Raw genomic sequence first — 17,298 nt, 5'->3', positions numbered from 1 at the left:
CTTGGAAGTTTTGATTGCATAGCACAACATTCAGCCGCTTGGGAAGCACTGCGCGTGTTGCGCGAGCAGGCGCGAATCTGACTTTTTTATCGACTTCTTAGTGTGTATTGTAACAAGAGGCTGGGTTGAGGTGGATTAGTTTGCTATGTAGCTTGTTTTGTTGTTGAGATTGATACCGGCGATGATGTGGGCAATTTGATAATGGTAGTCGGGTTTTGAGCAATCTTTTTTGAAAAAAAGGCGAGTCGATATTTGGTTGGCCAAAAAGTGTTGGAGGTTTGTACCTTTTGTGGATCGAGAGGATTTGCAGCGATTGGCAGTGGCGTGGATTTGGAGCGAAGAGCTGTGCTAGTATTAGATAAAATACAAATTAAGTTTATCCAAGGAAAATGAATGCAGGCGCTGGGCGGCAGCAGGATTCTCAGTCTGATCTCTTGCTTCTCAAGTCTCTTCGCTCTTTCATTCATGCTTGCGGGCGGAGTGCCTTGCATCTACCAGAGAGTGATGCAGCTATAGAAGATCTAGATCTGCAGACGTTGATTTTAAAAGAAGCGATTGCAGCACGGAATGATCAACAAGCGCAACTGTCACTTGATCTGCTCGAGACAGCTATCGCGCATGGGTTTGATTCGTGCTGGATGTTGAACAACAAGGCGTTGGCCTTGCGGCAGATGGGAGATCTGGCCGGAGCGATCGCGGTGTGGAGTGCTCTTACCAATCTCGATGGACTTCCAGAATTCACCGAGAAAGTGAAAGGGCAACTCGAGGCAACGCAGGAGCTTCTGGCTGAGCAGCAACGAGAGCAAGCGGGAGCAGTGTTGGCTGATCTGCATGGGTTTTTGGATCAGGCCAAGCGATCAGCGCTGCATTTGCCAGACAGTGATGCAGATACAGAAGAGCTCGATCTGCAGACGTTGATTTTAAAAGAGGCGATTGCAGCGCGGAATGATCAGCAAGCGAAACTGTCACTTGATCTGCTCGAGACAGCAATCGCGCATGGGTTTGATTCGCTCTGGCTTGTGCACAACAAGGCGTTGGCCTTGCGGCAGATGGGTGATCTGGCTGGTGCGATCGTGGTGTGGAGTGACCTTGCCAATCTCGATGGACTTCCAGAATTCACCGAGAAAGTGAAAGGGCAACTCGAGGCAACGCAGGAGCTTCTGGCTGAGCAGCAACGAGAGCAAGCGGGAGCAGTGTTGGCTGATCTGCATGGGTTTTTGGATCAGGCCAAGCGATCAGCGCTGCATTTGCCAGACAGTGATGCAGATACAGAAGAGCTCGATCTGCAGACGTTGATTTTAAAAGAGGCGATTGCAGCGCGGAATGATCAGCAAGCGAAACTGTCACTTGATCTGCTCGAGACAGCAATCGCGCATGGGTTTGATTCGCTCTGGCTTGTGCACAACAAGGCGTTGGCCTTGCGGCAGATGGGTGATCTGGCTGGTGCGATCGTGGTGTGGAGTGACCTTGCCAATCTCGATGGACTTCCAGAATTCACCGAGAAAGTGAAAGGGCAACTCGAGGCAACGCAGGAGCTTCTGGCTGAGCAGCAACGAGAGCAAGCGGGAGCAGTGTTGGCTGATCTGCATGGGTTTTTGGATCAGGCCAAGCGATCAGCGCTGCATTTGCCAGACAGTGATGCAGATACAGAAGAGCTCGATCTGCAGACGTTGATTTTAAAAGAGGCGATTGCAGCGCGGAATGATCAGCAAGCGAAACTGTCACTTGATCTGCTCGAGACAGCAATCGCGCATGGGTTTGATTCGCTCTGGCTTGTGCACAACAAGGCGTTGGCCTTGCGGCAGATGGGTGATCTGGCTGGTGCGATCGCGGTGTGGAGTGCTCTTACCAATCTCGATGGACTTCCAGAATTCACCGAGAAAGTGAAAGGGCAACTCGAGGCAACGCAGGAGCTTCTGGCTGAGCAGCAACGAGAGCAAGCGGGAGCAGTGTTGGCTGATCTGCATGCGCGTTTGGATCAGGCCAAACGATCAGCGCTGCATTTGCCCGTTCGTGATGCAGACACGGAAAATCTGGATCTAGTGAAATTGATTTTAAAAGAAGCGTTTGAAGCTCGCAGAGATGGCCAGGCGCAGTTGTCGATTGATCTGTTGGAGATAGCGATCGCGCATGATTTTGACTCGCTCTGGCTGTTCCACTACAAAGCTTTGGCTCTAAAGGATCTGAGTCAACTTGATGCTGCTCTTCGTATCTGGACTGATCTTTCTGTTCATAGGGTCAAAGGCTTTAGTGAACAAGTTCAACGTTGTCTTGATGAAGTGCAGTTCCACCGCTTGCTGGCGAATGCAGCCGATGCAGAACGCAACGGAAACTTGGAGCGTGCTATTGACGTTTTGGTTCAAGCTTTGGTGGACCATCCCGATAATCAGGAGCTCAATTCTGCGCTCGCTGGCTACCTGCGCAAGCGTCGTTCTGGTGATGTTGAAGAGTCTGACGTTTATCAAACAGCTCAATACTTAGATCAGGTGGACATCAACAGTGCTTTCCTGATGGAAATTAAGAAAAAGTTGAAACTGTCTGATAGCTCCGATTAATTCTGAGAAGTGATTCGGCGTTGAATTGTGCTCGCGATCGGCTGATTGCCGCAATCACTCTCTTTCCATCGTTCGTTTGTTGATTGTATCGCTAGAATTATTCATCCTTGGAGCGTGAATTCAAGAGATAGTTCTCAAGTTCTTCCTGCACCTGATGGGGCTGCAGTAGGGTAAGTGCGGCTTCTTGCTGCGCTTCTTTTGTTTTTGTTTGATCCTTCTGTCATTGCTATTGGCCATCGCTCAGGCTAATCGGCATCAAGCAGGTGCTGCATCTGTCGATGTAGATGACCCCTCGTATTGGAGGGGTCTTACGGCAGCTTTTTCAATGTTCACGCCAGAGCTCTTCCAGGCGCTTGCGATGGACCGCTAACACTGCAGTGTTACGGCTTGGATCAGTAGCTTCTGGGTTGGTCGCGATGGCATGTCTGCTTGCAACTGCCCTGCCTCCACACTGGCTACACCTGCAGAGTCATAGCCGCGGTTGTCCAGTGTTCGGAGACCCTCAAGCAACTGCGGTACCTCATCTCTCGAGTCGATGACCGCAACGTTTGCACGTATTCCTGAATTGCTGAGATTCCCCGGCGATCTCAACATGATGTCGGGGTGAATTTGTCGACTCTCAAGGTATTTCCAGATGCCACTGCTGCTCAATGGAGCAGCCATACGCACTACAGTCCTATTACACCTTCCCTTGCAGCTGTTTGGTTACTTCAGTTCCCAATTGCAAGGCTTTGCCGCGGGATGAAAAGCGCAGCTGCAAGCGCCAGCAGACCAAAGATCTGCAGCAGGGTTGGTTGGAGAACCTGCAGGCATCTGGGCCAGCAGGCCGTGAGGCCTGGCAAGTACAGCTCTGGCTCGGATTGTTCGCTGTCAATCGCCGTCAACTCGGTGCACGTCCCGGTCTCTTGACCATCAGCATGGCGACGATTCGAGAGCATCTCGATGGTGGCTACGGCCAGTTGCTCGAGGCGATGCTGCTCGATCCTGCCCTGCAGATTTCCCTCAATGGGCCATCCAATCACCGGCGCAATCCCAATGAAAATCTGGCGCGGGAGCTGCTGGAGTTGTTTTCTCTCGGGGAAGGCAACTACAGCGAAGGCGATGTGAAGGAAGCCGCCCGGGCCCTCACCGGCTATCGCCTAAAAGCCGATGGTCAGATGGAGCTCATGCCCCGCCGCCATGATCCGGGGCCTCACACCATCCTCGGGCGCACGGAGGCCTTTGAGGCCCCCAGCCTGGCGGCTTGGTTGGCCGAACAGCCAGCCACCGCCCGTCACATCGCGCGCCGTGTGTGGCGGCGTTGCATCGGCACCGAACCCTCTCCGGAACGGCTCGAGGCCGTTTCCACCGCCTGGCGGGCGCAGGATCTGTCTCTGCCTTGGCTGATGCAAACCTTGGCCTCCTCGCCGGAGGCTGAGCAGAGTCAGCGCCAGGGCCTGCGTCTGCGCGATCCTCTGGAGCTGGTGGTGCGCAGCCTGCAGTTGTTGGGCAGTGACCATCCCGATGCGATTGCGATCAGCCTGCGTGGTCTGCGTGCCATGGGGCAGGCACCGTTTGAACCACCGTCGGTGAAGGGGTGGCCGGTAAATGAGGAATGGTTGAACCTGCGCTGGTTGCAGGCCCGCCGCCGCACTTTGCAGCAGTTGCTGGCCGATGAGGAGGTTTGGGACACGCGTCAACTGCCATCCACCTTGGCCGCCAACCTCACCGATCTGCCGCCGTTGGCTCTGGCTTTGCCGGCCGCCGCCGATCGCGACAGCGTCGCTGCCCTCTTCGCTGATCCGGTGTGGCAGCTGGGTCTGTCTCCTGCCTTGCGCTGATGTCTGAGCTTCATCTCTCCCGCCGCACCCTGCTCACCGGTGTTGCCGCTGCTGCCGCCACCGGCGGCTTGGGGGCGCTGGCGCAGGCCTTTGCTTCCGGCAGGGGAGCGTCGTCGTCGCACGTTTTGGTGCTGTTGGAGCTGCGCGGCGGTAACGACGGCCTCAATACTCTGGCGCCCGTGGCTGATCCTGTCTACCGCCGGGCCCGGCCCACCCTGGCCCTCGGCAATGACGCCATCGCTCTTGCCGATGGGTTGGCCCTGCATCCGGCCCTGGCGCCGTTGGCACCTCTCTGGCGGCGTGGACGCCTGGGCTTTGCCCTCGGCGTGGGCTGGTCCAGCCCCAAGCGCAGCCATTTCAAGGCGGCGGATCAATGGGCCGTGGGTGATGCATCCGGCGAGGGAGCCGGCTGGCTGGCCCGGGCCTACGGCACCAGGGCCCAGTCCGGGCCACTGGTGGCTTTGGATGCGTCCGGGTGTGCCGCCACGGAAGGCGGTACGCCGCTGGCGCTGCAGCTGGGGCCTGCGCAATTGCTAGGCCGATCCTTGCAGGCACCGAGCCCACTGGTGGTGGAGGCCAGTCCGGTGTTGCGTCAGATGATCGCTTTGGAATCCGCCGGTGCCAGGGAGCTGGAACGGCTACGCGGCGCCCTGGCCCCACCGCCGGTGGGGCTGGACTTACCGGCGGGCAGCTTGGGCCGGCAGGTGGCGCTGGCCCTGCGTCTGATCGGCAGTGGCCAGTGCCCGCCGGTGCTGGCCCTGGCCCAGGGTGGTTATGACACCCATAACAACCAGGGCCGCCGCCATCAGCGGGTGCTCAACCAGCTGGCCCTGGCTTTGGCGGGATTGGATGCTGGCTTGCAGGGCATGAAGCAGCGGCCGGCGCTGACGTTGTTGGCGGTGAGTGAGTTCGGGCGCAGGCTGCAGGAAAACGGGTCGGGCGGCACCGATCACGGCAGTGCTTCTGTGGCTCTGTTGATGGGTGATCGCATCCCAGGGCCGTTCTTCGGCACGTATCCGAGCTTGAGCGACCTGGACGACCGCGGTGATCTACAGCCCACTCAGTCGCCTGAGCAGCTGTATCGCCGGGTGTTGGCTTTGGGGGCGTGACCCAGTGTGCTGTTTGGAATCTGGATTGAATCGTATTCAAGTGGTGAACGATCGGATATATTGAAAAGCAAGGGGTCGCGGATAGCGACGAATAACCCTTTCATTCTCACCTCGATGAGGTAGCTCATGAGCATCAAAGACATCACAGCGTCTATTTCTGAAGCGGAAAAAATTCCGGCAGGAAAAGTGCGCAAGATCACTAAAGCGCTTCTTGAGCGCATAGGTGAAGCCATTGACAATGGCGAAAAGCTCCAACTCCCGGGGCTTGTATTCACTCCTCGCACGCAGCCCGCTCGGGAAGCAGAAGGCGATAAGCCTGCTCGCCCTGAGCGCAAGACAGCAACGCTTCGCCGCCGCACGGTGAAAGAAGACAGCGCGACAGAGGAGGTGGGCTAATTGAATTGCTGTTGCATCCACTGGATGTGACCAAAGGGAATTGCTTCTATCCGCGGCGTGGGAAATGCTTCAACCTCGTCGCGGATTTTTTTCTCTAAAAGCTTGATTTGATTGACCCTATGGATTTTTATTATGTTAAAAAATCTTTCTAATTTTTTCGGCAAAGGTTCATCTGATCAGAACGTAGCTCCACAGCCCCTCTGGGAATCCGAGCCATCTGATAAAGGGGGTGATTCTGTTTCTCTGGAGGTTATCGAAACCATCCGCGAACTGAAATGCTTCCTTGCCGACGGCAAAATGCAGGTGGCGTTGTTTGGTTCACCCTCGGAACTTCCCGATGGTTGGCTCCGCAATTGCCCATGGGATCAGGTATTCCGTTCGTATCCCAATCTGCTGCCCCTGGATCAGCGTCTTTCACTGCAGGAAGCCCAAAAGCTTGTTCCCTTGCTGGACGGCTTCAGTGACAACACGGAAACCAGTGATGAGCCCCTATTAACTGAAGACCCTGACGAGACTGATTCTGGCTCTGCACCGTCTGAGAGCGAGAAGATCCCTGCCACCGCTTTCCGCGACTGGGTGAAGGACGTCAGCGAGTCCAGTGGCTTTGAGGCCAAGGCCGTGAAGAGTGTCGCCAAGGCACTCGCCTCCGAGATCCAGCAGCGCATTGATGCTGGCGATTCGTTCAAGCTCGGACCGTTGCGCTTCCATAGCTGCTCGTTCAGCAACAACAACAAGTTCACCGGCTTTTTCTCCCGCGTGTCCCGCTCTTGAGTGCTGCGATCACCGCTGTTCTGCTTGTGCTGGCCATCGTCACCTTCATCGGTGGCTGGCTAGCACCAGAACTCGTGGCCTTGACGGCCGCCGCCCTGCTGATTGCTACCGGCGTGCTCACGCCTTCAGAGGCCCTGGCTGGTTTTGGCAGTCCGGCTCTGATCACCTTGTTGGGTCTGTTTGTACTCGCGAACGGGCTGTTGCACAGCGGCGCCTTGGATCGTCTGCGTGAGCTTCTGGCGTCCCCGCGCATCCGCACCCCCACCCAGCTGATGGCTGTGCTCGGCTTTGTGGTGGCACCGATCTCCGGGTTGATCCCTAACACGCCGATTGTGGCGATCCTGATGCCCGTGCTTCAGGGCTGGTGCCAGCGCCGGGGGGTGAGCCCTTCGCGCATTTTGATGCCCCTTTCGTTCGCCACCTTGATTGGTGGCACGCTCACGCTGATCGGTACCTCCACCAGCCTGCTGGCCAGCGATCTGGTCACCAGCCTTGGCTATGGCCGCCTGGAATTGCTCAGTTTCACCACCATCGGCGTCCCCGTTTGGCTGCTCGGGGCTGTGTATCTCGTGCTCGGCAGCCGCTGGCTTCCTGATCATGGTCAGCCCGAGGCTGAAAACCTCAGGTCCCTCAGTCAGGACGGCTATCTCACGGAAGTGGTGCTTCCTGCGGTCTCCCCCCTTTGCGGTGTGACCCTGCGCAGCAGCCGATTGCAGCGTCGCTTTGATGTGGATGTGCTGGATGTGCACCGTCAAGGCCAGCGACTGCAGCCACCGCTGGCTCAGTTGCGTCTGCAGGCCGGTGATCGCTTGCTGCTGCGCTGCAATCGCCAGGAACTGTTGCGCCTTCAGCAGGACCGCATGGTGGATCTGGCCGGAACCTTGCTTGCCGATGGTTTGGATCAGCTGCGCCATGCCGAAGTGCTGGTCCCTTCAGGCTCCCTGCTCGCTGGCGCCACCCTGCGGGAATTGCGCTTCCGCCAACGCTTTAATGCCACGGTGCTGGCAGTGAACCGCGCCAGCAGCACTCTCAGGGACCGCCTCGGCCGGCTCGTGTTGCGGGAAGGCGACATGCTGCTGCTCCAGGCACCGTTGGATGCCTTGCGTGGTTTGCAGCAGACCAGTGATCTGGTGGTGCTCGATCAGCTGGATGACGACCTGCCCAGCACCCACCGCAAGGGATTGGCGGTAACGGTGATGGTGTTGGTGCTGCTGCTGGCGGGTTTCCAGCTGATTCCGCTGGTGGCGGCTGTGCTCCTGGGGGTTGGGGTACTGGTGATCGGCAACTGCCTCGATGCCGGTACGGCCCTGCGATCGATCCGCTGGGATCTTTATCTCTTACTCGGGGGCATCTACAGCTTCAGTGTGGCGCTGCAGAAAACCGGTCTCGCCGCGCAGGTGGCCGATGCCTTGCTCCAGGCGCTGCAGGGCCGGTCCGCCTACGTGGGCTTGGTGGTGATCTACGTGGTCACGCTCGTGGCTACGGAATTGTTGAGCAATGCCGCCGCGGTTGCTCTGCTGCTGCCGATCGCCGGCGCGGTGGCTGAAGGCCTGAATCTGTCGCCGATGACCTTCGCCATCGCCGTGGTGTTCGCCGCCAGCCAGAGCTTCCTCTCACCGATCGGCTATCAAACCAACTTGATGGTGTTTTCCCCAGGGCGTTATCGCTTTCTCGACTTCTTTCGTTTTGGCTGGCCCCTGTCGTTGAGCTATTCCCTGCTGGTGCCGGCTCTCCTGCTGTGGTGAGTGGTTGTGAAGTCAGTCGTGGCCTAGAGCTCCAGTAGTCCTGGTGGTGGTGTGAGCAGGATCCAGCAGTCTTGTAGATTTACTTCCGGCACAATCGCCTCCACAAAGGGCACCAGCAGCTTGCGGCCGTTGGGCCGGGTGATTTCTAGGAGGTCATTGCCGCCGCTGATCAGATCCGTCACGGTGCCGATCGCCTCTGCCTCACGGCTCAACCGTGCTTCCAGGCCCACGAGGTCGAGCAGATGGAACTCCCCTTCCTCAAGCTGAGGCCGATCATCCGCCCGCACCAGCAGCGTCTGTCCCACCAGTGCTTCGGCGGAACTGCGGTTGTCGATGCCCCTGAAACGCACGATGAACAGGCTTTTGCCCGGTTGCTGCCTGCCGCAGATGAGTTCAATCTCTCTTGGCGCTGATCCTTTCGCCTGCAGCCAGCGGGGGCCTGGCTGGGTGAAACGTTCGGGGAAGTCGCTGGCCGGATTCACTCGCAGTTCGCCCCGCAGCCCCTGGGCGCCAACGACTTTGCCCACCGGAAGCCAGTGGTCTTCCTCTTGGACGTCACTGGGTGGAAAGGCTGGGATCACCACTGAAGCGTTCACGATCGTTGGTTGATCATCGCTTCACGCCAGAGGCGGTTGGATGTCATCGCTAATGTGATGTTTGATGCGCGATGGCTGATGCGTACCACCCTGTCGTTGGATGACGACGTCTTGGAAGCCGCATGAGCTTTGGCGAGACAGTGAGGCGTCAGCGTGGGTGAAGTGATCAGTGGTTTGGCGCGCGATGCCTTGCATACGGCTGTTCCATTGGAGGCGACTCCAAAGCAGCGCTCTGGGTTGCTGTTGCTGGCCAGCAAGGCTCCTGCTGCTGTCGTCGATCTTCAGCTGGTGAATTAGTTGCGCGATGAGTCGGTGTGATGCAGTCGTCCGATCCAGCACGGATTGCACTGTTGGATGTGAATGTGTTGATTGCTTTGTTGGATCCTCAACACGTTCATCACAATGCTGCCCATCACTGGTTTGCCAATCAGGTTCCAATCGGTTGGGGGACGTGTCCGCTCACCCAAAATGGTGTCTTGCGCATTCTGGGGAATCTTCGTTACCCAACACCCCCGGATCCCCCGGGAAGGTGATGCCGCTTTTGGATGGATTGCTGGCCCATCCAGCGCAGGTTTTCTGGCCAGATCACTGACACCTATCTGTTGGCGCTTGCGGTGTATGACCAGGGAATTTGGCCAGCTTTGACACCCGTCTCAGCACTATGGCTGTGAAGAGTGGTCGTCAGGCTCTCCGTTCGATTCCTGCGCAGACTTAGGGCACGACAGCGCGTGGGCTGTCGGAGCGATACTGGGCATCTGATCGATTCCCTGCGATGGCTTCCGCTGCTCCGATTCTTCCCGGTGCCACGGTGACGGTGGTGGAGGCCACGTCGATTTACAACGGCTACACCGGCTTTGTGCAGCGGATCAGTGGTGACCGTGCTGCTGTGCTCTTCGAGGGCGGTAACTGGGACAAGTTGGTGACCCTGCGCCTGCGCGACCTCAGCGCCGATTGACTCCCATGGATCTGGCCCTACGCCAGAGGCTGAGGCGGGTGGTGCTTGATTCCGACACCCGAGCTGGGCGGATCTACAACCTGTTGATCTTCGGCACGATCCTGCTCAGCGTGGCCGGCTTGCTGGTGGAGCCCCACCCTCTCCGGGTGGCTGCGCCCGGTGAGATTCCTGCCTGGGTGGGCGAGCTGGAGCGAGCGTGCCTGCTGGTGTTCATGGCGGATTACCTGCTGCACCTCTGGGTTTCGCCAAGGCCCCTGGCCTATGCCCGCAGCTTTTTCGGCTTAATCGACCTCTCGGCGGTGCTGTTTTTCTTTGTGCCGCAGATCAACAGCGGTCTGATTCTCTGGGTGTTCAAGTTTGGCCGCGTGTTGCGGGTGTTCAAGCTGCTGCGCTTCATGGACGAAGCGCAGACCCTCGGTCGTGCCCTGCGCGCCAGTGCCCGGCGCATCGGCGTGTTTTTGTTCTTCGTGGTGCTGACCCAGGTGGTGCTGGGCTATCTGATGGTGGTGATTGAAAGCAGCCATCCCAATACCCAGTTCCAGACGGTGGGTCAGGGGGTGTACTGGGCGATCGTGACCATGACCACCGTGGGCTATGGCGATTTCGTCCCCCAAACCGTGTTGGGTCAGCTGCTGGCGGCGGTTGTGATGCTGCTGGGTTTCGGGATCATCGCGATTCCCACTGGCATCGTCACCGTGGAAGCGATGCAGCAGGTGCGCCAGGACCAGCGGGTGTGCGCTGGTTGCGGCCACTGCGATCACCGCCACGATGCCCTGCACTGCGATCGTTGCGGGGCGCCGTTGCCTGCCAGTGCTGGAAAGGCCTAAGCGCGACCCGAACTGGAGGCTTTGAGCTGCGCCATCAAAGCCTCCGCTGCCTGTTGTTCGGCTTCACGCCGTGATCTGCCCCAGCCGTCGGCAGCAAGATCCGGCGACAGGGTCACTGAGGCCTGAAAGCGTTTCGGATCGCCATGGCGCTGGCTTATTTCGCTGCAGGCGTAGCGGGGCAGACCCAAGCCCTGGCCTTGGCTCCATTCCTGCAGGGCTGATTTGCTGTTGCCCCGGTGGGGATCGGCGAGCACCGCCTCGGCGCTCCTCTGCCAATGGGGCGACAGCCAGGTCTGCACCGCCTGCAGCCCGGCAATCCGGTACACCGCACCGATCAGCGCTTCACTGAGCTCGGCGCGGATCGTGGCAGCTGCGGTGGGATCACCGCTGGCCTTCGGGCCGATGCGCCACCACTGCTCAATCGTGATGGCTTCTCCTAGCTGCGTGAGCCAGCGATCACTCACCAGCTGGGCACGCAGGCTGGAACGCTCCCCCACCGGCATCTGGGGATAGGCCACAGCGATGAATTCACTCGCCGCCAGGCGCAACACCGCATCGCCGAGAAACTCCAGCTGCTCGTGGTGGGGATGCAGACCGCTGGAAGTGTGGGTGAGGGCTTCATTCAGGCAGTCGAGCTCTTCGCGCTGTAGCCGCTCAGGATGGTTTCCCAGTTCGTTCCACAGCGAACGCAGTTGTTGATCGCGGTTTGCTTCCTGCATCACAGTGTTGTGCCTGCGCCTTGAAAGGGGTGAAAGCAGGACATAAGCCGGGTTCTGTTCTCCCTTCCGCAGAAGGGGGGTGATCATCTATCTGGGATCGCCGTTACCGACGACCTCGAGCGGCTCACAAAGGCGGAACGGGGCAGATGGCCAACCGTCGTTCCTGGGCCTTGCTCCCGGCCGGGGTTTACCGAGCCAGCACCTCTCGATGCTGCTGGTGCGCTCTTACCGCACCTTTGCACCCTTGCCTGTGCCAAAGGGATTGCTCCCATGGGGCCATCGGCGGTGTGTTTCTGTGGCACTCTCCTCACGGTCACCCGCACTGGGCGTTACCCAGCAAGCCTGGCCATCGGGGAGCCCGGACTTTCCTCAACTGCACCTAGGCACAAGGCTCAGGTGCGGTCGCGATCACCTCGCCTGCTTTCAAACCCCATAATGAACCGTGATGGGGCTGTAGCTCAGCCGGATAGAGCGACGGTTTCCTAAACCGTAGGTCGTGGGTTCGAGTCCCGCCAGCCCCGTGATGACAATGACTGACACCGGTAGTCACTACTACATTTGGTGGGGTGGTCATACGTCACGCTCCCGCTAGCGTTGCTGCAACGAAACCGGATCCATGACCCAGCTTCACGATCTGCGGTTAAGGCTTCTTGTTCAGCAGGAAAGTGAGCGCATTGCCGACTCCCAACCTGCTGACCTTGATCTGTCGGTGGTTCAGGCCCGCTGTCTCTGTTGGCTGGCCCTGTTGGCTGAGGCCCATGAGGACCAGGCCAGCGATGCCGAGCGCCGTGGTGATACTGAGCAGGCAATGGGCTGGTTTGCGGATTCCATGCGCTTGCGTGATGTGATCCACGTGGTGACATCGATTGAGATTCCCCTGCCTGCTGTGGTGGATGGTGATGACACCGGATTTTCCTCGGAACCACCGCTTGCCGCCTGATCAGGTGCCATGATGTGGGTTGAGCTGTGGGTCGTCGGTGCCAGAAGAGCCCTGTCAATGCCCGGATTGTCAACGTTTCTACCGGGAGCATGACCGGCTGATCCGGGAGAATCCAACCCTGCGTCAACAGCAGGAGCTGAGCTGGGCGGCTCTCCAGTCGTTCAGAACCCTGTCAGGGCGTGTGCTTGAGGATCTTCAGAAGCAACACGGGCCTCGCACTAATGAGAGTCAGGTGCATGCCACGCCAGTTGGTGGTGTGGATGAGCCCACTGATGCGCTTCAGCAGGCCATGGCCGATTTGGAGAACATCAATGCCCATCTCTTCTCGATTGAGGCGTTGATGGAGCGCATTTTCGATGTGCGTGTGCCAGACGACATCGAACAGAAGTTCCGCGAACTGGCCGGTGAGCTGGCTCCTGACCCCCTCAATCCCGATCGCTTGCGTCTGAACCGGCTGCTTCATCAGACCCCTGATCTGCCTGATCGGGGCTGATCAACGGATTGGCACCCTGCTCCGAGAGCGGGAGGGGTTGAGTTCGAAGATGTAAACGAACATCACCGCCTCGGTCTGCACATTGACCAGATATCTTGCTTAATCAAGTTTCATCTGGTTGATCGAGTGTTTCCACTAGGGAGAGCACTTTTTTGGCGATGCTGAGGGCCTGATCGGCATCACTGGGATCAAATAGATCCGAAGGTGGGGTGGCATCCATTGGGTAGCGCGACTGAATCGCCATGCGACTGAGACTTCGTAAGGGAAGAAGCAGGAAGGCTTGGGTGTTCAAACCAGCGTCTCCCAGTCTTTGCACCAGATCATTCAGCACGTGGGTGTGTGGGGGTTCGATTCCGAGCTCCAGCAATGCACCTTTCAGGGCTTTTTCGGCTGCTTGTGAGGCGTAGTAGCAAGCCTGCGCCAGAAAATTGTTGTCGCGCGCGAGCTGGGCCAATGCAAGATCGTTGTTGGCTTGATGCAGCCAGGCTTTTGGCCGAGCATTCATGGTTGTTGCTCCAGGAGGGGCAACGCATCACGGGCCACATTGCGCCAGATCACCGAAGCGTGTTGAGGCAAGTGGTGCCAGGCTGTTCGATCCAGGCCGATGGCGTCCTGGGCAACCCCGTGATCGAGCAGCTGATCGGCCCAGTGTTCCGCTGTTGCGGTGTTCTGGGCTACCACTAAGAGATCCGTGTCGGAGAGGCCATCCCAGTCACCTCGTGCTCTGGAGCCAAACAGATAGATCTGATCAGGCCGGGCGCTGACACCAGGAACGCTCTGGCTGAGCACGTGATCGATGCGTTGTTGGAGGTCGCAAAGCCACTGCGTATGCCGTTGTTGGCGCAGCTTTTGCAGGCTGGTCATTCCGACGCTTTCGCAACGACCACATTCTGGCGTTCCTCTGTGGCCTCAACTTCAGGGATGACCGCTTCCCGACGCGCGAGGGTGACGTGACCCCCTTCATCAGCCCAGTGCTTATGAGAGTGGGTGGTCGTGATCATGCTGCAGTACGGCTGCCGTGAGAGGTGCTGCTAGGGCAAAACCTGGTTCGCCAGCGCTTGCAGTTTGCGATCGGCTGTCAGAAGGGTGGCCGCCTCCCGGCGTGCGAGGGCCAGATACAGGCAGTCGTAGACCGAGTGGTTGAAGTGGATGGCCAGTGCGAGGGCTTCCACCTGCAACTGTCGATCGGGTTCGGTGTGATCAACCAACCCCTTGGCATGGTCCAGCAGCTCCTGTGGATTCACCCCTTGAAGCTGTTGGGCTCTATGCAGTTTCCAAAGCGTGTTTGCGACTTCCGTGAGCATGCGTTCAGGTGCAAGAACCATCGCAGCCGTTTCCAGGGTCAAGGCCCAATCCGCTGCCACCGGGTCCAACAGGATCAGGCGCACAACGGCTGAGGCATCCAGCACGAAAGCGAAGGCCATCAGCGCTCTCGGTCACTGCGGATCAATTCTTCTGGGGAAGGCGTCAATGTCATCGGTGATTTGCCGTCCCACAGCGAGTTAAGGCTCGCGAACACTTGCTTTCGGCGTTCGATTGCGTCGCCTCCGGCCAGTTGCTCCAGGTCATGCAGGGCTTGTTGGCCCAGGCTGCGCTTGTTCGCCCGCGCCCGCCTCTGAAGGTCTTCGTGCAAGGGGGCTGGCAGATCTCGAATTTGCAAAGACGGCATTGCTATTCCAAGCCTGAACATTGATTTTACTCAATCTGCATGCGTGGTGCATGCACTGTTCGCTCTAGTGCTCCTGGTCTTGGTGCGTGGTTTCCATTCGCCAGAGGCATCGCCCCACCCGGTGCACGTGGGCATTGAGCTCAGCAGGGATCTCCTGCCGCAGGGCCAGATCCACAGTCCACGGCAAAAGCAGGTCATCGATTGCGGCAATCAATCGCAGCCGATCGCAGTGGCTCAGTGGTTGATCACTGGCCATGTCCAGGCATAGATCGATGTCGGAGCCCGGTTGATGGCGCTCCATCGCCCGCGACCCAAACAGCCAGATCGCTTGCAGGTCTGGAATGCGAGTTAACTGTGCCAATAGAGCCTGCTCGCTTGATGGAGGAATGCCTGGAATACGAGGAGTGCTCATGGCAGGTCCTCCTTTTGGCGTTGGCGCAGGGCCTCACGCAGCTCCTGATAGCAAGGCAGATAGCGCTCCAGTATGTTTCCGGCAATGGCGTCGGCTGTGGCCCGGTTGTAGGTGTGGCTTGTGAGGTTGCGGTCTTGAATCATCAACATCCAGGCTTCGCCATCCCGGATCAGGCCAAGCCGGAAGGCTTCGCGCAGGGTGTCGCGGGATCCCAGAAGTGAGGCTGCCCCCTGATTGCGCAGCAGATCACGCAAGGTGTTCCAGGCCAATTCAAAGGTGTACTCGAACGCCTTGATCAGCCCCAGTTGCTCCCGTTCGTTGAGATCAGGGGGATCGCGAAACGCTTCCAGCTGCGCCAGCGCTTTGCAGTAGTTGCTGAAGCGCTGTTGCCAACGGATGTCCTCGGGCGTCAACGCTGTTGTGCCAGAACCATGCCTTCAGGCTAGTGAGCTCTTCACCCCAGCTCCAGCAACCCCGGCAAAGCGCACGACAAGCACTCGTTTTCCGGCAGCTGACGTCCGCTTGTTCGCTCGATTGTTCGCTGCGGAAGCCATCAGCGCTCACGGTTGCTGTGGATCAGCTCTTCTGGGGGGGCAGGTGTTTGATCCGCGTGAGCCTCAGTCACACTGGGTGCATGAATCGTTCGGCTGACTGGCTCCATCAGGCGCAGGCTGATCTAGCCCAGGCCCAGCTCAGTGCCGATGCGGGGCATCACGAATGGGCCTGTTTTGCTTCGCATCAAGCTGTTGAGAAAGCGCTGAAGGGTGCGCATCTTCAGCAAGGCCAACAAAGCTGGGGCCACGGCTTGGGGCGCTCTTTTCGTGACCTTCCGCCTGCGTTCAATCAGCAGCTGGCCCAAGCGGTGTCTGATCTGGAGGATCGCCTGCGTGTTCTCGATGCCCTCTATATCCCAACCCAATACCCCGATAGCTTTCCCGAAGGAGCACCAACAGATCATTTCGGTCGCCTGCAGAGCACCGACGCCATCAGCCATGGCGGTTCGATCGTTGACGCAATCCGTGTGGCGCTGGCCCACGGCTGACCAGGTTCTTGAGGCGGTCCGCGCATGGGCTGTGATTCAGCAGCAGCGGGTGCCGAGTTTGGTGCGGGTGGGCATTTTCGGCAGCTATGGCCGCTGTACGGCTGGTTTTGGCAGTGACCTCGACCTGTTGCTGGTGGATCAACAGGCCTGGGGTGGTCAAGTGGAACGCCTCCAGCTCTGGCCTTTGGCCGAGCTGCCCTTGAGTTGTGATGCTCTTGTGCTGACGCCGGCTGAGCTGGAGCAACGTTTAACCGATGGGTCGCGGATGGCGGCTGAGCTGAATCGCGACCTGCGCTGGGTGCTCTAACGAGGCTGCTTCCGGTGCCTGGGGTCAATGCGCCATCGGATGCCCCCGGGCGTTACGGCACTGCTGGCAATGTCAAACGCACCAGGCCTTCAAAGCGTTCAAAATCACGATCAAAACTCACCAAACGCCAGCCATTGGCCATGGCGATGGCGGCTGAGCTGAATCGCGACCTGCGCTGGGTGCTCTAACGAGGCTGCTTCCGGTGCCTGGGGTCAATGCGCCATCGGATGCCCCCGGGCGTTACGGCACTGCTGGCAATGTCAAACGCACCAGGCCTTCAAAGCGTTCAAAATCACGATCAAAACTCACCAAACGCCAGCCATTGGCCATGGCGATGGCGGCTAAATAAGCGTCGGTACAAAGGCGGGCCGGCACTTCACCGCTGCGAAGCAGTTGGTGAAACAAGTCCCAGACTTGAGGCTCCGCTGGCGCCATACTTACGCCCGGCTGCTGGCAGCAGGCCTCCAGCAGCGCAGAAGCCTCTTTCGCGGTTTTGACCGCCGCGCCCATCACCTTCGGCTGACACACCAGACGAACCAGGCCAAGGGCGGTGACCGTGCAGAACAACACCTGTTCGGCGGCTTGTTGCTCCCAGTAGTGCACAGCTGGTCGGTGATGGCTGTGACCTGGGCATGTCAGCGCTAGCCAAACGTTGAGGTCAGGAAGGTCAGCCGTGGTGCTCATTCGTCGAGATGGTCGAACAACGCGGCGTTGCTCAGCTGTTGGCCAGAAATGGCCAAGGGACCCTCCACGCGGGGTAACGTTCGCGCTGAACGCTTGATGCCTGGGTGGGTTGTTGTGGCATTCAGGCCCTGCTCCACGTAGCTGTGCAGCAGCTGTTTCAAGGTGAGGCGCTCGCTGGCTGCCCTTGCCTTCAGGCGGGCAAAAAGAGGATCTGGCAGCTCAAGAGTGGTGCGCATCTCGATCACGCTTTTATGTGCG

General features: G+C 58.7%; 27 protein-coding genes, 1 tRNA gene and 1 other RNA gene. 16 read left to right on the top strand and 13 right to left on the bottom strand.

What is annotated here, in order from left to right:
- Nucleotides 1-143: 143 nt before the first annotated feature.
- The gene (locus tag ACLM45_RS08365; RefSeq protein ID WP_415408763.1) at nt 144-491 is read right to left on the bottom strand and encodes a hypothetical protein; all 348 of its coding nucleotides are present in this window, start codon (nt 489-491) and stop codon (nt 144-146) included.
- On the opposite strand from ACLM45_RS08365, the gene ACLM45_RS08360 reads away from it, so the two are divergent.
- From ACLM45_RS08360 to ACLM45_RS08335, 6 genes are all read left to right on the top strand, one after another.
- Nucleotides 486-2,555: a hypothetical protein gene (locus ACLM45_RS08360; RefSeq protein ID WP_415408762.1), complete on the top strand. Its 2,070-nt coding sequence runs from the start codon at nt 486-488 to the stop codon at nt 2,553-2,555. The two genes, ACLM45_RS08365 and ACLM45_RS08360, sit on opposite strands and share 6 nt — an antisense overlap.
- 701 nt (nt 2,556-3,256) lie before the next feature.
- Nucleotides 3,257-4,375, top strand: coding sequence for a DUF1800 family protein (locus ACLM45_RS08355; protein WP_415408761.1), 1,119 nt, complete (start codon nt 3,257-3,259; stop codon nt 4,373-4,375).
- Entirely contained in the window at nt 4,375-5,484 is a 1,110-nt protein-coding gene (locus ACLM45_RS08350; RefSeq protein ID WP_415408760.1) for a DUF1501 domain-containing protein, read from the top strand. The genes ACLM45_RS08355 and ACLM45_RS08350 overlap by 1 nt, the downstream gene beginning before the upstream one ends.
- 126 nt (nt 5,485-5,610) lie before the next feature.
- Entirely contained in the window at nt 5,611-5,880 is a 270-nt protein-coding gene (locus ACLM45_RS08345; protein WP_006042464.1) for an HU family DNA-binding protein, read from the top strand.
- Nucleotides 5,881-6,183: 303 nt separating this feature from the next.
- Nucleotides 6,184-6,651 (top strand): hypothetical protein, encoded by a 468-nt coding sequence (locus ACLM45_RS08340; RefSeq protein WP_415408759.1) that lies wholly within the window; start codon nt 6,184-6,186, stop codon nt 6,649-6,651.
- Nucleotides 6,648-8,396, top strand: coding sequence for an SLC13 family permease (locus tag ACLM45_RS08335; RefSeq protein WP_415408758.1), 1,749 nt, complete (start codon nt 6,648-6,650; stop codon nt 8,394-8,396). The genes ACLM45_RS08340 and ACLM45_RS08335 overlap by 4 nt, the downstream gene beginning before the upstream one ends.
- Nucleotides 8,397-8,419: 23 nt before the next feature.
- On the opposite strand, the gene rimM is transcribed toward ACLM45_RS08335, so the two are convergent.
- Nucleotides 8,420-8,992 carry a ribosome maturation factor RimM gene (rimM, locus tag ACLM45_RS08330; RefSeq protein ID WP_415408757.1) on the bottom strand — a complete coding sequence of 191 codons (573 nt, stop codon included), beginning with the start codon at nt 8,990-8,992 and terminating at the stop codon, nt 8,420-8,422.
- A gap of 153 nt (nt 8,993-9,145) precedes the next feature.
- Here rimM and ACLM45_RS08325 point away from each other — a divergent pair, with 153 nt between their 5' ends.
- From ACLM45_RS08325 to ACLM45_RS08310, 4 genes are all read left to right on the top strand, one after another.
- Nucleotides 9,146-9,289, top strand: a complete 144-nt coding sequence (locus tag ACLM45_RS08325; RefSeq protein WP_415408756.1) for a hypothetical protein — start codon at nt 9,146-9,148, stop codon at nt 9,287-9,289.
- A gap of 20 nt (nt 9,290-9,309) precedes the next feature.
- Nucleotides 9,310-9,525: a hypothetical protein gene (locus ACLM45_RS08320; RefSeq protein WP_415408755.1), complete on the top strand. Its 216-nt coding sequence runs from the start codon at nt 9,310-9,312 to the stop codon at nt 9,523-9,525.
- A gap of 239 nt (nt 9,526-9,764) precedes the next feature.
- The gene (locus ACLM45_RS08315) at nt 9,765-9,947 is read left to right on the top strand and encodes an NAD(P)H dehydrogenase subunit NdhS (RefSeq protein WP_415408754.1); all 183 of its coding nucleotides are present in this window, start codon (nt 9,765-9,767) and stop codon (nt 9,945-9,947) included.
- 5 nt (nt 9,948-9,952) lie between these two features.
- Nucleotides 9,953-10,774, top strand: coding sequence for an ion transporter (locus ACLM45_RS08310; protein ID WP_415408753.1), 822 nt, complete (start codon nt 9,953-9,955; stop codon nt 10,772-10,774).
- Here the strand turns inward: ACLM45_RS08310 and rnc are convergent.
- Together rnc and rnpB are read right to left on the bottom strand one after the other, a co-directional pair.
- Nucleotides 10,771-11,493, bottom strand: coding sequence for a ribonuclease III (rnc, locus tag ACLM45_RS08305; RefSeq protein ID WP_415408752.1), 723 nt, complete (start codon nt 11,491-11,493; stop codon nt 10,771-10,773). The genes ACLM45_RS08310 and rnc overlap by 4 nt on opposite strands.
- A gap of 27 nt (nt 11,494-11,520) precedes the next feature.
- Nucleotides 11,521-11,918: RNase P RNA component class A (gene rnpB / locus ACLM45_RS08300), an RNA gene on the bottom strand.
- Nucleotides 11,919-11,940: 22 nt separating this feature from the next.
- Between rnpB and ACLM45_RS08295 the strand changes: the two genes are divergently transcribed.
- From ACLM45_RS08295 to ACLM45_RS08285, 3 genes are all read left to right on the top strand, one after another.
- Nucleotides 11,941-12,014 (top strand) — tRNA-Arg (locus tag ACLM45_RS08295).
- 95 nt (nt 12,015-12,109) lie between these two features.
- Nucleotides 12,110-12,433, top strand: coding sequence for a hypothetical protein (locus ACLM45_RS08290; RefSeq protein ID WP_415408751.1), 324 nt, complete (start codon nt 12,110-12,112; stop codon nt 12,431-12,433).
- Between the two features lie 37 nt (nt 12,434-12,470).
- Complete coding sequence (locus tag ACLM45_RS08285; protein ID WP_415408750.1) at nt 12,471-12,926, top strand: hypothetical protein; 456 nt, start codon at nt 12,471-12,473, stop codon at nt 12,924-12,926.
- Between the two features lie 103 nt (nt 12,927-13,029).
- Here the strand turns inward: ACLM45_RS08285 and ACLM45_RS08280 are convergent, their stop codons facing one another.
- From ACLM45_RS08280 to ACLM45_RS08250, 7 genes are all read right to left on the bottom strand, one after another.
- Entirely contained in the window at nt 13,030-13,431 is a 402-nt protein-coding gene (locus tag ACLM45_RS08280) for a HEPN domain-containing protein (RefSeq protein ID WP_415408749.1), read from the bottom strand.
- The gene (locus tag ACLM45_RS08275; protein WP_415408748.1) at nt 13,428-13,790 is read right to left on the bottom strand and encodes a nucleotidyltransferase domain-containing protein; all 363 of its coding nucleotides are present in this window, start codon (nt 13,788-13,790) and stop codon (nt 13,428-13,430) included. Before ACLM45_RS08275 ends, ACLM45_RS08280 begins: the two co-directional genes overlap by 4 nt.
- Complete coding sequence (locus ACLM45_RS08270; protein WP_415408747.1) at nt 13,787-13,927, bottom strand: hypothetical protein; 141 nt, start codon at nt 13,925-13,927, stop codon at nt 13,787-13,789. Before ACLM45_RS08270 ends, ACLM45_RS08275 begins: the two co-directional genes overlap by 4 nt.
- 30 nt (nt 13,928-13,957) lie before the next feature.
- A complete protein-coding gene (locus ACLM45_RS08265) occupies nt 13,958-14,350 on the bottom strand; it encodes a type II toxin-antitoxin system VapC family toxin (protein ID WP_415408746.1) in 393 nt (130 codons plus the stop codon).
- A complete protein-coding gene (locus ACLM45_RS08260; protein WP_415408745.1) occupies nt 14,350-14,595 on the bottom strand; it encodes a FitA-like ribbon-helix-helix domain-containing protein in 246 nt (81 codons plus the stop codon). The genes ACLM45_RS08265 and ACLM45_RS08260 overlap by 1 nt, the downstream gene beginning before the upstream one ends.
- 64 nt (nt 14,596-14,659) lie before the next feature.
- Complete coding sequence (locus tag ACLM45_RS08255) at nt 14,660-15,007, bottom strand: nucleotidyltransferase domain-containing protein (RefSeq protein WP_415408744.1); 348 nt, start codon at nt 15,005-15,007, stop codon at nt 14,660-14,662.
- Nucleotides 15,004-15,420: a nucleotidyltransferase substrate binding protein gene (locus ACLM45_RS08250; RefSeq protein ID WP_415408743.1), complete on the bottom strand. Its 417-nt coding sequence runs from the start codon at nt 15,418-15,420 to the stop codon at nt 15,004-15,006. The genes ACLM45_RS08255 and ACLM45_RS08250 overlap by 4 nt, the downstream gene beginning before the upstream one ends.
- Before the next feature lie 221 nt (nt 15,421-15,641).
- Between ACLM45_RS08250 and ACLM45_RS08245 the strand changes: the two genes are divergently transcribed.
- The 3 genes from ACLM45_RS08245 to ACLM45_RS08235 are packed head-to-tail and all read left to right on the top strand — an operon-like array spanning nt 15,642 to nt 16,544.
- A complete protein-coding gene (locus ACLM45_RS08245; protein WP_415408742.1) occupies nt 15,642-16,049 on the top strand; it encodes a HEPN domain-containing protein in 408 nt (135 codons plus the stop codon).
- Nucleotides 16,015-16,356 carry a nucleotidyltransferase domain-containing protein gene (locus ACLM45_RS08240; protein ID WP_415408741.1) on the top strand — a complete coding sequence of 114 codons (342 nt, stop codon included), beginning with the start codon at nt 16,015-16,017 and terminating at the stop codon, nt 16,354-16,356. Before ACLM45_RS08245 ends, ACLM45_RS08240 begins: the two co-directional genes overlap by 35 nt.
- A 14-nt stretch (nt 16,357-16,370) precedes the next feature.
- Nucleotides 16,371-16,544, top strand: coding sequence for a hypothetical protein (locus ACLM45_RS08235; protein WP_415408740.1), 174 nt, complete (start codon nt 16,371-16,373; stop codon nt 16,542-16,544).
- A gap of 52 nt (nt 16,545-16,596) precedes the next feature.
- On the opposite strand, the gene ACLM45_RS08230 is transcribed toward ACLM45_RS08235, so the two are convergent.
- Both ACLM45_RS08230 and ACLM45_RS08225 read right to left on the bottom strand, forming a co-directional pair.
- Nucleotides 16,597-17,040, bottom strand: a complete 444-nt coding sequence (locus ACLM45_RS08230; protein ID WP_415408739.1) for a TA system VapC family ribonuclease toxin — start codon at nt 17,038-17,040, stop codon at nt 16,597-16,599.
- Nucleotides 17,037-17,276, bottom strand: a complete 240-nt coding sequence (locus ACLM45_RS08225; RefSeq protein ID WP_415408738.1) for a hypothetical protein — start codon at nt 17,274-17,276, stop codon at nt 17,037-17,039. The genes ACLM45_RS08230 and ACLM45_RS08225 overlap by 4 nt, the downstream gene beginning before the upstream one ends.
- Between the last annotated feature and the right edge of the window lie 22 nt (nt 17,277-17,298).

This window comes from Synechococcus sp. A10-1-5-9, assembly GCF_047716785.1.
Classification (GTDB): Bacteria; Cyanobacteriota; Cyanobacteriia; order PCC-6307; family Cyanobiaceae; genus Synechococcus_C.
This window is presented reverse-complemented; position numbering and strand designations above follow the sequence as displayed.